We start from the raw sequence: 14,831 nt of genomic DNA, 5'->3' as shown, positions 1-14,831 counted from the left end.
GGTTTTGATGGGTACAGTGAAAGCAGAGGTCCACGAAGCACAAAGGAGTCACGCCATGAACCCCGCCCTCTCCCCCGTGGTGACCACCCCGACCGCCGGTTCACCCGATGCCGAGGCACGAATCCGCGAATTGGCGCAGAGCCTGTCCCTTGAGCAGCAGGTCCAGTTGCTGACCGGCGCCGATGTCTGGTCCACGCATGCCATCCCGGAGATCGGCATGAGCCGCATCGTGATGTCCGATGGCCCCGCAGGTGTCCGCGGCGAGGACTTCGACGAGCGCCACGATTCCATTTCCCTGCCCTCATCCTCGGCATTGTCCGCCACGTGGAGCGTCGAAACCGCCCGCCGTTACGGCCAGGTCCTGGGCCAGGAAGCCCGCCGCAAGGGTGTGCATGCCGTCCTGGGCCCCACCATCAACCTGCACCGCTCCCCGCTGGGCGGACGCCACTTTGAATGCATGAGCGAGGACCCCCGGCTTACGGCCACCATCGCCGCCGGCTATGTGGAGGGCGTGCAGTCCATGGGCGTGGGCGCCACGCCTAAGCACTACATTGCCAACGAGGCCGAGACAGACCGCTTCACGGCCGATTCCGTGGTGGACGAGCGTCCCCTGCGCGAGCTGTACCTCGCGGCCTTCGAGGACGCCATCACCGAGGCCCGTTCGTGGCTGGTGATGAGTTCCTACAACTCCATCAACGGAACCACCGCCAGTGAGAACAAGCTGCTGGAGACCCCGCTCTCCACGGAATGGGGATTCGACGGCGTGGTGGTCTCAGACTGGACCGGCGTCCGCTCGGTTGAGGCCGCGAACGCCCACCAGGACCTGGAAATGCCCGGACCGGTAGGCCATTGGGGTCCCAAGCTCCTGGCCGCCATCAACGAAGGAAAGGTGAGCCGGGAAGCCATCTTGGAGAAGGTCACCCGCATCCTGCGCCTGGCGGCACGGGTGGGCTCCCTCGAAGGCTTCACACCCGCTGTCACCGCGCCGCCCGCCGAACTGAACGGAGCCGCCGTCGCACGTGAAGTAGCTACGCGCGGCGCAGTGCTGGTCCGCAATAACGGCGTCCTCCCGCTCGACGCCACGCAGCTCAAGAGCGTTGCCGTCATTGGCCACAACGCCGATGAGGCCCGCACCCAGGGCGGCGGCAGCGCCACGGTCATGCCGAAGCACACCGTCTCGCCATTGGAAGGGCTCAGGAAAGGACTGCCCGACGGCGTCCAGGTCACCTACGCGCGTGGCGCCAAGGTGGCCGAGGGCCTCCAGGCCTTCCCTCGCACGGCAATCCACAATCCGGTTTCCAATGTGCCGGGCATCCGGGTCACCTTCCTGGACACGGACGGCGCGGTGATCTCGGGCGAGGACCGGCTGGCCACGCACCTCATCTGGTTCGGCATTGGCATCCCCGAAGGTGCAGCATCCATCCACATGGAGACCGACTGGACGGCCCCGACTGCCGGCATCCACCATCTCGGAATTGGAACCGTAGGCCAGATCAGCTTTGCCTTGAACGGCGAGGAAGTGTTCAACAGTGAGCTCGAGGACGATACCGACGTCCTTGGCGCTGCCCTGTTTGATCCGCCCAAGACGGTCCACGCCATCGAGGCCGTTGCCGGCGAGGTGGTCCGGATCGAGGCCGAGTACCAGTTGCCAAAGCAGCAGGTCATCCCGTTCACAGCCATCCTCCTGGGTGAGGAAACCGTGGTGGAGGACCCGCAGGCCGAGATCGATGCCGCCGTCGAGGCAGCTCGGGCCGCGGACGTGGCCGTGGTGGTGGTCGGCACCAACGCTGCCATCGAATCCGAGGGCTTCGACCGGAAGAACCTCGACCTCCCCGGACACCAGAATGAGCTCGTGGCAGCCATTGCCGCCGCCAACCCGCGCACCGTAGTGGTGGTGAACTCGGGTTCACCGGTCCTCATGCCGTGGCTGGACGATGTAAGCGCCGTGCTCCTGGGCTGGTTTGGCGGCCAAGAATTCGGCCACGCGATCGCGGACATCCTGTTGGGCAACGAGGAGCCAGGCGGCCGCCTCCCCACCACCTGGCCCGCCGCGCTGGAAGACGTTCCCGTCCTGAACACCACCCCAGTGGACGGAAAGGTGGTCTACTCCGAAGGCATCCACGTAGGCTACCGCGCCTGGCTCAAGCAGCAGGCAGAGGGTGGCGCCGCTCCGGCGTTGCCGTTCGGTTTTGGCTTGGGCTACACCACCATCGAACTCGGCAAGGCCTCCGCTCCGCAGTGCGTCCCCGCAGGCAAGGATGTGGTGGTGCACGTCCCGGTGAAGAACACGGGCACCCGCACCGGCCGCGAAGTGGTCCAGGCGTACCTGGCACGCAAGGATTCCTCCGTGGAACGCCCCGTCCGTTGGCTGGCCGGCTACGCCGGAACGCACCTCGCGCCTTCCGGTACGGACAGCGTCGAGGTGCGGATTCCCGCCAAGGCTTTCGGCCATTACGACGGCGGCTGGCAGCTTGAGCCGGGCACGTTCACCCTGCTGGTGGGCCGCCACTCTGCTGACACGTTCCAGGAGTTGGAGATCGAAATCCGCTGAATCAGTCGTGACGGCTGCCACTTTGGGGACCTTCATTACCGTGGTTTTCCCCACATGTAGCTTCTTTACGGTATGGTATGGAATTTTCATGGCATGCTGTACGTTGCATAGCCGTAACTCCCCTATCTGAAGAGGCAAGAAAACAAGTGGCAGCCGATTACGACGAACTCCGCACAGACGTCAAAGAAAACCAGGAGCAGTCCCTCCAGGCGCTCCAGTCCGCCAGCGCCCCTACAGCCAAGAGCGTTGTGCTGGAACTCGACGAGACCGATGGCCTTGACGCCAACGGCCCTGGCGGCGAAATCGTCGCCGAGGAACTCGTCATCCAGGTCATCCCGCAGGCAAGCGACGAGTTCACCTGTAACTCGTGCTTCCTGGTCCGCCACCGTTCGCAGATCGCCCGCGAAAAGGATGGCGTCGCCTACTGCACTGACTGCGAAGGCTAAGACGACCCACCACCCGGGCGGTCTGATCGTCGTCAGGGAGTGCCGCCGTCGGGATTTAACTGCGGAAGGACCGGAGCACCTGCTCCGGTCCTTCCGCAGTTAACTAGCCAGCCCGCCTGCGGCGGTGATTGGTGATCCGCAACTGCAGAATGCGGGCACCACCTGCCAGGGCCACCAAGACTCCGCCACCCACGGCGGCGATGAACAGCGTGGTTCCCAGCGCCAGCGACCCCTCGAGCCCGAAGAACCTCACAGTGACCATGTCCTGGTTCTGGACGAAGAAGACGATCAGCAGCACCAGGACCACAAGTCCAACGGCCACTGCCACCCACACAGCGGCAGTGCGCGTGGGTCGGCTGCTCCCGGGAGGCACTGTTGGCTGCGCGGCCCCCGTCGGATCCACGCTGCTTGGATCCACGCTGCGCGGGCGCGCCGGCTGAACCGGCGTTCCGGCTCCCCCTGGCGGCAATCCGGCGTTTGGGTTTGATCCCGTAGTCGCCGGAATCCTCGCGGCGTCGTCCTGGAAACTCATGCTTGACCCCCTGTCCCACACGTCATTCACCCTGCCATCTAATAATAAGCATGCTGATTGACGGGCGGAAGGAGTGCGCAGAAGAGGGACCGGTCCATGTAGATCGGCCCCTCTGCGTCATTTCATTTCATGCTGTAATCCGTGCTGGTGGGCCCGGGGTCATCGTTCCGGACTGCGTAGTGGTGCCCTTCGGAATCCGTTTCGACATCGAAGTGCTTGAGGTCTTCCTCCGAGGCGGTCTCAAAATCATCGTGCTTGTGCACTACAGGAGAGTCCGCGTCCCCACGCGTTGCGGGGCCGAAAACGAACTGCAGCCTCTCGGTCACGTGCTGGAAGCCTTCCAACTTACGTCCCATTTCTTCCACCTCCCCTCCACAGGAAAATGAAAAACGGCAGGTCCGGTGAGCGCCGTACCAGTGAGCCAATTTTACGCCCGGAGGCAGGAAAAGGCCCCGCAAAGGCAACGCCTAGCGCAGCGACTTGTCCTCGGGATTCCGGGGCACCACGTACGTGCTGCCGTCCGGCCGTCGGATGGTTTCCCACTGCTGCGTCTCGGCTTGCCGCTGAGCCAGGAGGCGCCGGTTCTCCTCGGTCATTTCGTGGTCGAGAGAGCTGCTGTGCGCCGGACCGAAGATTACCCGCAGCTTGCCCGTTGCGCGCATGAACTTCCGGGCGAAGGTTTCCTGGGCCACTGGCGATCGACTCCTTCAGCTAGACATTTCGACCGATCAACACCTTCATAGTACGCTAATAATTAGTACACTAACTAATCATCGGATCCGGCCCTGGGAGGGAAGCCATGACAGCAGTCACCCACACGACCGAGGACGCCGACGACCTCCTCCTGGAACGCCAACTCTGCTTCGCCCTCACGGTGGCATCACGCAGCGTGGTGGGCATCTACAAGCCAGTCCTGGAGCGGATGGGGCTGACCCACCCGCAATACCTTGTGATGCTGGCCCTCTGGGAGCGGAGTCCGCGTACCCTCAAGGACATCAGCGACGCCCTCCTGCACGAGCCCGCCACGCTCTCCCCTCTTCTCCGCAGGCTGGAGGAAGCCGAATTGGTCACCCGTGAGCGTGTTCCCGGCAACGAACGCGCCCTGGCCATCAAGCTCACGGAGAAGGGCGCCGCGCTGCGGGCACAGGCAACGGCCGTGCCCGGCACCATCCGCGAGCGCCTGAACCTCAGCCGCGAGGAAGTGGCCGAGCTTCACCAGGCCATGACCGGACTCATCAGGGCAACCCAGCAGGACCCAGCCAACCCGTCAGCGTAAAATGGCATCATGCGCTTGCGATTCGCCCGGCCCGCACTGGCCATTCCCGCACTGGCAGTCCTCGCCATAGCCGGACTGGCGGCCTGCACGGGCACGCCCGCCCCGGACAACAGCACCAGCTCCCCAACATCAAGTGCCACTACCAGCGCCACGCAAGCACCGTCGTCGTCCGCTACCTCCAGCGGCACCCCCACACAGGTACCCACGAGCGTCGGTCCCAGCGATCCCGCTCCCACCCTGCCAGGAAGCACCGCCGGCCAAGGCAACGCCGAACTTTCCATCACCTTCCTGGCGTCCCCCGAGGCCGGACCGCAGAATTACACCTTGGTGTGCTCCGGCGGCGTACCGGCGGCAGAGAGCAAGCACCCCACCGCGGCAGCAGCCTGCGAGGCGTTGAAGAACTACCCCACCCTCCTGACCGCACCTGTTCCCGCCGACCAAAACTGCACCATGCAGTTCGGCGGCCCGGAAACAGCCACGGTGAGCGGCTCGGTGGACGGCACGGAAGTCAACAGGAAGTTCAGCCGGACCGACGGCTGCCAGATTGCACTGTGGGATGCGGCCAGCGTCCTTCTTGGCGCCAGCGGTGGAGCAGCCTAGCCCGCAGCACCTCCCGCAGGAGCAATGGCTCGGGCTGGAGGCTGCCCATCATGCCCGGGTGTCACAGTACGCTGACCCCTACCTGGCGCGGCGTTCGGCCGGGCGGAAGCACCCCGTGGAGGACTTCCTTTTCACGTATTACACCCAGAAGCCCGGCCAATTACTGCGCTGGCATCCCGGCGACGGCGTGATCCTCACGGGCGAGCGAGCCCTTGAACGGGCCGACTGGAAGTTCTACCACCGGCTCGACGACGGCCAGCTCGCCACCGCCGGGCTGGCTCCCGGAACGCCCGCCGTCGCCTTTGACCGCGACGGCTTTGCGTCCCAGCGCGCCGAAGCAGTCCGCTTCACGGGAATCATCCTGCGGGGCACGGCCATGCGCCCGGCCCAGTTCGGCTGCTTCGGGCTGCACGAGTGGGCCATGGTGTACCGGCAGGAAAAGTTCGAACTGCGGCACGAGTACCTGCAGCTGCGGCTCGGTGGCGCCGGCACGGATACTGTGGTGGAGCAGAACCGCATCCGGTGCACGCACTTCGACGCTTTCCGGTTCTACACGCCGGACGCCGTTCCGCTCAACGAGCTCACCCCTACCAGGGAGAACCAGCGCGCCCTGGAACAGCCCGGCTGCCTGCACGCCAACATGGACCTGTACAAGTGGGCCTACAAGCTGACGCCCGCACTGCCCAGCGAATTGGTGATGGATTGCTTCGAATTGTCATGGCGGATCCGTGCCATGGACATGCAGGCGTCCCCCTACGACCTCGAGGAATGGGGCTACCCGCCCATCAGGATCGAGACACCGGCGGGCAAGGCCGAGTACGTTGAGTACCAGCGGGCTTTCGCGGCCGAATCCCACATGCTGCGGGCCCGCGTGCTTGAGGCTGTTGGGCCGCTCCTGGACGCATTGCCCGCCTGAAGCACCCGCCGCCACCAGCGAAAGGTAAGCATGGTCTCCACCGAAAAACCCGAGTACGACGTCGACCTGACAGTCACGCTGACAGAGGCACCTGGTGCTGAACCCCGGGAGTTCCGGTTACGGTCCGTGGACGGCGTCCTGTCACCGGACGAAGGTTCGCTCGATTCGAACCTTCCGGACGCGCACGCGGCGCTTGCCGCCGTCGAGCAATTCGGCGAGGAAATCTTCTTTCCCGTCCCCCGCCCGGACCGGATCTGCACGCAACAGTACGGCGGCCCGCAGACGGCGCTGGTGACGGGCTCATTCCGTGGCCGGCCGGTCAACAGTTCCTTCAGCCGGACCGACGGTTGCGAGATCGCCCGCTGGAAAACCATGGCCCCACTACTGGGCAACACGGGCGGCGCGTCCGGCGCCACCTAAAGCAACGCGGGGTCACTTACGGCCCTTTATGGGCGCCCAGATGGGCTGTAAGTGACCCCGCGTTGCAGGAGTCCGGGGTTAGCCGGCGTTGTTCTCCTGGGTCTGTTCATCACCACGGATCTTGCCGCGGTTCTTCTTGTCCTTCTTGGGATCCTCGTTGTCCGGAACAACAGCGGTTCCGCCCGGGCTCACCACTACCGTGACGAAGCTCGGCTCACTGGTTCCCGCAAAGGTCAGCCTGCCGATGTACGATCCCGGCGCCAGGTTCTTCCAGTTCAGGGAGATGGTGCCCTTCTTGCCGTTGGCCAGTTTGATGGGATTCGGCGTCACCGAGGCGTTGCCTTCGTTGGCCCCAAGGACCGCGGCGTCAACGGAGGCCTTGGTGGGCTGGTTGTTGGGGCTCGCGTAGAGGTTGGCGAAGACGTAGTAGTCTCCTGCCTCCGGGTTCGGCACCGACAGCGACTCGCTGGCCGAGGCCGTAGCGGCCGGCAATTGCTGGCCGGACGGCGTGAGGACCAGCATGTCGAAGTCAGCAGCCTGGTCTGAGGAAATCACCGAGAACTTGGCAAGGGCACTGCCCGAACCCACGGTCACCTTCTTCACGAAGTTCGAGGCGTTGGTTTCGCCGGCGAAAGGACCCGGAACCAGTTCAATGGCCGAGGAGTCGGCCTTGGACAGCCCATCAACGGTGACGCCCACCGGCAGGTTGGTGCCGGAGGTGATGTTGATGGTTCCGGAGCCGTTGGGACCCGTTCCCGTGAAGGCGAGCGCGCGGTCCGCGATCACGGACTGGGGACGGACGGCGATCGGCGAGGTGACGGTCTTGTTGGCACCCTGCCAGCTCAGCGAACCCATGGCGAACTTGCCCAGTGCGGCATTCTTGTTCTCGAACTGCACCTTGAAGGACCGCTTCTCACCGGCACGGCTGAAGTTGAGCACGGACGGGGTGACCTTGACGTCCACACCCGGCACATTCACCGAAGCCCGGTAGAGGCCCGGCGTCAGGGCGGTGACGGTGCGGGTGACCTCGATCTTGCCTGCGAGGTTGCCCAGCGCGAACGATGGCACGTTGACGTCGCGGGCTGCCGTGGTGCCGAGGCCGGGAATGCCCAGGTCCATGCCGGTGCCCTGGACGAACTTGAGGTAGTCCTCGGTGGTGTTGTCGTACACCAGGCCCGGGGACAGCACCTTGGCGGGATCAACCTGCCCTGCGCCGGTGGCGAAGACGTCCGTGTTCGGGGCGCCATTGGCCAGCTTCACCTGGCCGGCCGTGGTCATCATGGCCGACTTCACCGTGGCGGGCGACCAGGTGGGGTTCTTGGACAGGATCAGCGCGCCGAAGCCTGCCACGTGCGGGGAGGCCATGGACGTTCCGGACAGGAAGCCGAAGTTGTCGCCGCCGGTTCCGATCGGTGAAACACCCGCGAGGATGGCAACACCGGGTGCGGAAACGTCCGGCTTCAGGAGGTCGGAGTCGGTGGCAAGCAGCGGTCCGCGCGAGGAGAATCCGGCGATCTGCGGCTGGGCTTCGAGCGGCAGGCCGGTGGTGTCGCGGTTGCGCAGCGAAACGGTGATGGCCGGGTTGGCCGTGACCTTGTCCTTGATGGCCTGCGTTGCCGGCGGGTTCACGTGGACAGTGGGAATAACATGCTTGTCCGTGTCCAGCGAGGAGTCGGTCAGGTTCACCAGGATCATGCCTACGCCACCGGCGCGCTGTACTTCCGCGCTCTTGGCGGTCCGGTCCACAACGCCGCGGTCGCAAACAACCACCTTGCCGGTCACCTTGGCCGGATCAAGTGAATCCGGAGCGCAGAGGGCCGCGTTGCCGTTGCCGCTTGCGGCGTTGGTGGAAAGCACGACGCCGGCCCCGCTCACCTCTTTGTTCATGATGCTCGCTCCGCGGAACTTGCTGCCATCGGAGAATTCGACGGTTCCCTGCAGTTCCTGGGAGAACGAGGTAGCGGCAACTGTGGTCAGCCACGGGGCTCCGTGGTTCACGGTGCTGGGGGTGGGACCGGAGTTGCCGGCGGAGGTTGCCACGAAGATGCCTGCGGAAGCCGCGGACAGGAAGGCCAGGGAAACCGGGTCCGTGGTTGAGGTGGTGGAACCGGAGATGGAGTAGTTCAGCACGTCCACGCCATCCAGGATGGCCTGCTCGATCGCGTCGATGGACGCCGATCCGTAGCAGCCGCCGGTAGCGGGATCCGTGTCTTCCCAGCAGACCTTGTAGATGGAGAGCTTCGCAGCCGGTGCAATGCCGCTGGTGGTGCCGAAGCTGCGGCCGTCCACGGTTGCTTCCACGTTGGCGTTGCCCGCCGCGGTGCTTGCGGTGTGGGTGCCGTGGCTGTCGACGTCCACGGGCGAGATGACTTCTTCGGGGGCTCGATTTTCCGGCGGAACGGTTTCAAGGAAGGCGTCCGCGAAGTAGTGGGTGCTCAGGACCTTGGAGTTGCAGGCGCTTCCGTCGTAGTCGGCGCCGGTGCCTGTTCCTGCCTGGCATTCGCCAACGAAGGTATCCCCGTCGGCCTTCAGCATGGCGATCTTGCCGTCACCCGTGCGGTAGGGAACGCCTACCTGCGGGTTGCCAACCAGCGGGCCCACGGGTTCACCAGCGAAGAACGGGTTGGACGGGGTGTAGCCGGTATCGATCACGCCAACAACCGTGCCCTTGCCGGCGTTGTCCACGCCGCCGTACTGGGTGTTCCACGTGCCGTTGGCTCCGCTGAGCTTCAGGAAATCGGTGGTGGAGTAGTCCGGGGCGTTCTGCGTGTCCGGGGAGACCAGCAGCACTTTGGGGTCCTTCGCCAGGTTGATGGCCTGGTCCGCGGTGAGGTTGGCGCTGAAGCCGTTCACAGCGGTGGTGAATTCACGCTGGATGGTGACGTTTTCCTGCTGCGCCACTTCCTTTTGTTTCTGCTGAAGGTGCGATTGGTACTGCTTGACCGGGGCGCTGTCCGCGTCAAGCTTCTTGCCCTCCTCCGGCTTGGTTGGCGCAAGCCCCGCAGTGCCGCCGTCGTAAGTGGCTGCCGGCTTCTCTGCCAGGACCACCATGTAGCGGCCGTCCTTGTAGGCGTTGGGGTCAAGGTTCTTCTTGGCTACCGACGCAACATTCCCTGGCGCGTTCTCCGCTGATGGAGCGGCCTGGGCCGGCAACGCCACTGAAGAGAGCAGCAACGGAACGCCTACGGCCAAGGCCGCTGCCTTCCGAAGCCCCCCGCTTCTGACGAAGCTCATTCCTTGTGATTTCACGAGTGACTGCACCTTTCACTGGGGAGGACCCGGCGCCTTCGCCCGGACCTGTCAACTGGAGATGGTTGCTTTTTTGACAGGTCCTGTCAAAATAACGCAACCAACCGAGTCACAGAGTACATAGCGACTGGGAATTATGACATACAGCACATTTCGGAAAATTTGTCTTGTCACACGCCGAGCAGCAGGCCATGTGACGAACAAAGAACGGCAGCCGCAGACCGTAGTCTGCGGCTGCCTCAACCCGCTAGGGCTGTGTCTGCCAGAGCCAGCGGACAAGTTCAACCACAAGGCGGCTGAGATTGACCAGCAGGTTCAGGCGTCCCCAAGGCTCGCGGCGTTTCCGCTGTCGAGTCATTGCGGCACCCCCTTCCAGGGAAAAGGGTGCGGCAGCGGGGAGTGCTTGCACCCCCATCGCCAAGGGACATACACTCAATTCGTAGGGATTGAGGTGTATGCCCTCATACCGCACCAATTGAGCGCATCGCTCTGAACTAAAGATCCGACTGCCATCGGATCTTTAGTTCTTTAACGATGCAGCAGGCTTCTGCCCGCTACCCCGAGTCTATGTGAGCGTGCGACAGTTCTCGGGCAGCGTGAGGGGAGGCCGCCGGTGCAGACACCGACTGCCTCCCCTCACAGCGGGTTCAGCCCTTCGGCGTCACTTGCAGCCGATCAAAGGAGACCTGTTGACCGTCCTTGTCCAGCACCACAACATCGTCCCGCCCATTCTTCACGTCCGAAGGAAGAATGAATTCCACGGTGTTATCCGTTGATGGGAAAATCCAGCCCAGGCGGTAGCTCTTCTTATTGAGATACACGTAGTACCACTGCCCGTATTCCAAGCCCTTCAAAACCACCTTCTGGCCGTTGCGGTACTTGAACTCCGTACCGAGATCGAACGGCGGCGTTTGGCCATCGAAGTCCTGGACGGTCAGTCGCGGTTCCACCGACGGCTGCTCCGGCTGGACCTTCAAGGCCAAGGTGTCGCCCTCCGCAGTCGCAGCGACGTCCTTGGCGCCGTTGTGTGCCGTCGCCTCGAAGGACACCGCGGCAAGCGATCCAGCGGCCACGTCGGCAGCCGTCAACACGTGCTCGTGCGTGGCGGTTACGCTGTCACCGGCAGCCAGCGAAGCAACCGAAATCCCGGCCGCGGGAGCTTCAACCCCGGTCAATGCCACGTTCCCGGCGTTACCCACCGTGTAGGTGTACGTCACGGGATCGCCTGCGCTGGCAAAGCGGTCCCCGTCCGCGTCAGACCATTCCGCTGCGACGGTCGCCGAAAGCGCAGCGTCGCGGGCCTTCAGGTCAACTTCGCCACCGTTGATCTGGTAGGTCTTGGTGGACTGCCCGGCAGCGCTGACCTCCCACGAAGTAAGAGGAACAAAGAAGCCCTGCTCAGCCTCGGCCGCTGTCACGGTGTGGCGAGGAGTAGCGCACTGGTAGCTCTGCCCCGCAGGCAACGACGAGTACCGGCAGTTGCCCGCCCCCTCCGGCAGGAACGGACTGAAGTTGCCGGCCATGGGCACTACCTTCTCCCCGAGCGCACTCGTGTTCTTCACGGTGAACGTGTAAGGGACCAGGTCGCCTGCCGCATACGGCTGGGTGGCGAGGTCACGCCCGACGTCGGCACGCGCCCCGCTGATGTCGGCCGCCAGCAGCCCGTCGCGCAAGGCCACCGCAGCGCCAGTGAACCGCACAGTCTTGGTGAGTGACGGCGTCGAGCTTGAGGTAACGGTGAAGCTGGCTTCGGGAACGAAGTAGCCCCGCTCGATATCGGCGGCAGTAATGACGTGCTTGGCCGTGTTGCAGGTGTAGCTGGCTCCTGCAGCGAGGTTGTTGTACCGGCAGTTGGGGGCCGCCGGCGGCAGGAAGCCGGAGTCGAAAGTCCCGGACACGGGCACCGCATTGGCGGTGACGTTGGCGGTGCTCTTGACCGTCAACGTGTAGGCGAGGGTCTCGCCGGCCTGGTAGGGGCTGGCCACGACGTCGCGGGAAGGGGCGGATCCCGTGATGGCGAGTCCCACCTGCGGTGCCACGGGCACCGTGGCAGTGAAGGTGTACTGCGAAACCCGGCCATCCGCCGCCGTGAAGGCCGCGTTCAGGTTCTGCGGCCCACTGGCGTTGGCCGGGGCGGTGAGGGCGACGTTCACGGTCACGGACGCTCCGGGAGCAACAGCGGGCACGGAAACGGTGGTGGCAGACCATCCCGACGGCGTGTAAACAGTGGCAGTGCCACCCGTCAGGGTGGTGGATTCCTGGTTGGTCACAGTCACGGGAACCTGCTGCGTGGCGCTCGGGGCAGTGGTGACCGCGGGAACGGAGAGCGGTGCGCAGGCGTAGTTCAACCACGCGTCATCGAACGTGGCGAACGGCATGTTGTCCGTGTAGTTGCCCTCGTAGAGCACGCCGAATTTTCCATCCGCCAGGCGGCTCACCGTGGAGTAGGCCGAGAAGCCTGAACGGATGGTGCGCACGCCGGGCCACGTGGCACCGTCGTCGCAGGACACCCGGGCGGAAACGTTCTCGCGGCCGGTCTTGGAGTTGGCGTTGGTGAAGATGAGCTTCTTCGCGTCGGCCGAGCCCTGGGCGGCGTTGGGGAACATCCGCGAGATGGCGCCGTTGTTGGCGGGGTCCGGCAGCTCAGTGTCCTGGGTGACGGGACCGTACGTGGCGCCGCCGTCCGTCGAGATGGCCACCTTGCGGTAGCCCTGGTTGGCGTTGTCGCGGGAGTTCAGCAGGACTCGGCCGTCGGAGAGCTCCACAGTCTTGTTTTCGTCCATCCGGTCGCCAACGTTGGCGCCCTTCTTCCAGGTTGCCCCGTGATCGTCGGAGTAGACGCTGTAGGCCTGGATCTTGTTGGTCCCATCGGACTGGCGCACATCGCCCGCGTATTGCTGGATGAGCCGGCCCTTGTACGGCCCGTACTTGAGCTGGATGCCTTCGCCTGAGGAAGCAAAGTTGGAGCGGACGTCCCCGGCCACCGGGCTGGTCTTGCTGGTGCCCGGCTTCGTGACGTTGGTGATGAGCCGCGGCTGGCTCCACGTAACGCCACCGTCCGAGGACTCGATGACGGCGGAGGAGATGACGTTCCTGTCAGCATCGTCGTTGCCGAACTGGCTGCCGCCGAAGCCCTGGTCCTTCGAGTAGACGAAGAACGCGAAGACTTTGTTGGCTTCGGCGTCGTAGATGTACGACGGGTCGCTGTAGCCGTACTTCGGGCCGCTTGAGTCGGCCACGTGGCCGGCGGCAATGACCTGCACCGGACCCCAGGTCTTGCCGCCATCGGTGCTGCGGCGCTGCACGATCGAGTTGGGGTTGGGGGCGTCCGCTGCCGAACCCGGGCGCCCATCCCACGCGGCGAGGACCACGTTGTTGGCCAGGTAGGTGAGGGCGGGGATGCGGTAGAAGAAGTTGGCCGCCGTGCGGTCGGCAGCGAGGTTGGTTTCGCTGAAGCTCCCCGGGGCGAGGGTGGGGTCGTTGGCTGGAATGGATGCGGCCTGTGCGGGCAGACCCAAACCAGCCACCAGGGTGACGGCCAAGGCACCTACGGAGGATAAACGTGCGAACGATAATGCGGGGGATCTCAAATCCAGTGTCCTTTCGAAACGGCGGGATCGATCCAACATGACCATTGGTGTTACGTGCCACGTCGAACGTCCTACAACCATAGGGTGTTGATCGTCACATTGCCAGAGATGAACCGGTGGAATGCGTCGGCCCGCATGCAGGTACTAACGTCGAGCACATACCGGCAAACCCTCAGTAATGGAGCTGCGCAGTGAAAATCCTCGTCCCCCACACCATCGCCCTGGACCTGAGCGCATCAGGGGAAACGGTCGCCACGTACCAGGTCGACCGGCCGATTCCTGACGAACACACGGACGCCGAGGTCCTGGTTGTCTGGCAGAACACCGCCGACAACCTGCGCGACGCGGCGCAGCGGCTCGGAAACCTCAAGCTCGTCCAAACACTCGCCGCAGGCCCTGACTCAGTCCTCGCCGCAGGCTTCGCAGGGAACGTGGCCATCACCTCGGGCCGCTCACTCCACGACGGCCCCGTGGCCGAACACGCCCTGGCCTTGGTCCTGGCAGCGGTCCGACGCTTGGACGTGCTGGCCGAGTCCCAAAAAGCTTCCACCTGGAACCGCGATTACAACGTGGCCCAGTCGTCGCCGGATACCGAACAGCTCTACACGCTCGACGGCGCCAAGGTCACCATTTGGGGGTTCGGCTCCATCGCCGGCCGGCTCGCTCCCCTGCTGGCCGCGCTGGGTGCCAAGGTCACCGGCGTCGCGAATTCCACCGGCGAGCGGTACGGGTTCCCAGTGGTCGCCACCTCCGAACTTCCCGAGGTGCTGAAGGCCACGGACGTGTTGGTCTCCATCCTGCCGGCGACTCAGGAAACCGAGAGCTCCCTCAACGCGGAGGTGCTCGCGGCCCTTCCGGAGACGGCCGTGTTCGTCAACGTGGGGCGCGGTGCCACCGTGGACGAGGACGCGTTGCTGGCGGCCCTCCGCAGCGGCAGCCTGCGCGCGGCTGCGCTGGACGTCACCAAAGTTGAGCCCCTGCCCGCGGATTCGGAGCTATGGTCGGCGCCCAACCTGATCATTACCCCGCACGTTGCAGGAAACCGGCCCAAGGGCTCATCGGCGCTGGTGCTGTCCAACCTGGCAGCCCTCCAGGAAGGCCGGGAACTGACCAACCAGGTAGCCGGCTAAGTCACAAGGGGTATGCAGGTACCCCCCCTGTTGCCTCATTGCAATACCTCCGGGAAGACTGATTCGTTGCCTCATTGAAAAAGCTCCGGGAGGTTAGTACTTCCAGGCCCTGTTGACCGGT

12 protein-coding genes are annotated in these 14,831 nt (G+C 64.5%); 7 read left to right on the top strand and 5 right to left on the bottom strand.

Annotated elements, in window-relative coordinates:
• The first annotated feature begins 55 nt into the window (after window positions 1-55).
• The gene (locus ACH488_RS08910; RefSeq protein ID WP_397323633.1) at window positions 56-2,551 is read left to right on the top strand and encodes a beta-glucosidase; all 2,496 of its coding nucleotides are present in this window, start codon (window positions 56-58) and stop codon (window positions 2,549-2,551) included.
• A 146-nt stretch (window positions 2,552-2,697) separates the two neighbouring features.
• A complete protein-coding gene (locus tag ACH488_RS08905; protein ID WP_211713967.1) occupies window positions 2,698-2,997 on the top strand; it encodes a DUF4193 domain-containing protein in 300 nt (99 codons plus the stop codon).
• Between the two features lie 103 nt (window positions 2,998-3,100).
• Here the strand turns inward: ACH488_RS08905 and ACH488_RS08900 are convergent, their stop codons facing one another.
• The 3 genes from ACH488_RS08900 to ACH488_RS08890 form a co-directional block, all read right to left on the bottom strand.
• On the bottom strand, window positions 3,101-3,529 hold the full coding sequence (locus ACH488_RS08900; protein WP_397323631.1) for a lipopolysaccharide assembly LapA domain-containing protein: 429 nt from the start codon (window positions 3,527-3,529) through the stop codon (window positions 3,101-3,103).
• 122 nt (window positions 3,530-3,651) lie between these two features.
• Entirely contained in the window at window positions 3,652-3,885 is a 234-nt protein-coding gene (locus ACH488_RS08895) for a hypothetical protein (RefSeq protein WP_397323629.1), read from the bottom strand.
• 111 nt (window positions 3,886-3,996) lie between these two features.
• Complete coding sequence (locus ACH488_RS08890; protein ID WP_397323627.1) at window positions 3,997-4,221, bottom strand: hypothetical protein; 225 nt, start codon at window positions 4,219-4,221, stop codon at window positions 3,997-3,999.
• 107 nt (window positions 4,222-4,328) lie between these two features.
• On the opposite strand from ACH488_RS08890, the gene ACH488_RS08885 reads away from it, so the two are divergent.
• From ACH488_RS08885 to ACH488_RS08870, 4 genes are read left to right on the top strand one after another with little or no spacing between them, the layout of a single operon-like run.
• On the top strand, window positions 4,329-4,805 hold the full coding sequence (locus ACH488_RS08885) for a MarR family winged helix-turn-helix transcriptional regulator (protein WP_397323625.1): 477 nt from the start codon (window positions 4,329-4,331) through the stop codon (window positions 4,803-4,805).
• 9 nt (window positions 4,806-4,814) lie between these two features.
• On the top strand, window positions 4,815-5,405 hold the full coding sequence (locus ACH488_RS08880; protein WP_397323623.1) for a serine protease inhibitor: 591 nt from the start codon (window positions 4,815-4,817) through the stop codon (window positions 5,403-5,405).
• Entirely contained in the window at window positions 5,362-6,321 is a 960-nt protein-coding gene (locus ACH488_RS08875) for a 3-methyladenine DNA glycosylase (RefSeq protein WP_397323621.1), read from the top strand. Before ACH488_RS08880 ends, ACH488_RS08875 begins: the two co-directional genes overlap by 44 nt.
• Window positions 6,322-6,351: 30 nt before the next feature.
• Window positions 6,352-6,741, top strand: coding sequence for a serine protease inhibitor (locus ACH488_RS08870; RefSeq protein ID WP_397323619.1), 390 nt, complete (start codon window positions 6,352-6,354; stop codon window positions 6,739-6,741).
• Window positions 6,742-6,819: 78 nt separating this feature from the next.
• On the opposite strand, the gene ACH488_RS08865 is transcribed toward ACH488_RS08870, so the two are convergent.
• Entirely contained in the window at window positions 6,820-9,975 is a 3,156-nt protein-coding gene (locus ACH488_RS08865; protein ID WP_397323617.1) for a S8 family serine peptidase, read from the bottom strand.
• 662 nt (window positions 9,976-10,637) lie between these two features.
• On the bottom strand, window positions 10,638-13,625 hold the full coding sequence (locus ACH488_RS08860) for an exo-alpha-sialidase (RefSeq protein WP_397323615.1): 2,988 nt from the start codon (window positions 13,623-13,625) through the stop codon (window positions 10,638-10,640).
• A 146-nt stretch (window positions 13,626-13,771) separates the two neighbouring features.
• Between ACH488_RS08860 and ACH488_RS08855 the strand changes: the two genes are divergently transcribed.
• Window positions 13,772-14,710 (top strand): NAD(P)-dependent oxidoreductase, encoded by a 939-nt coding sequence (locus ACH488_RS08855; RefSeq protein WP_397323613.1) that lies wholly within the window; start codon window positions 13,772-13,774, stop codon window positions 14,708-14,710.
• The last annotated feature ends 121 nt before the right edge of the window (window positions 14,711-14,831 follow it).

Source organism: Paenarthrobacter sp. NPDC018779 (assembly GCF_044391085.1).
Classification (GTDB): Bacteria; Actinomycetota; Actinomycetes; order Actinomycetales; family Micrococcaceae; genus Arthrobacter.
This window is presented reverse-complemented; position numbering and strand designations above follow the sequence as displayed.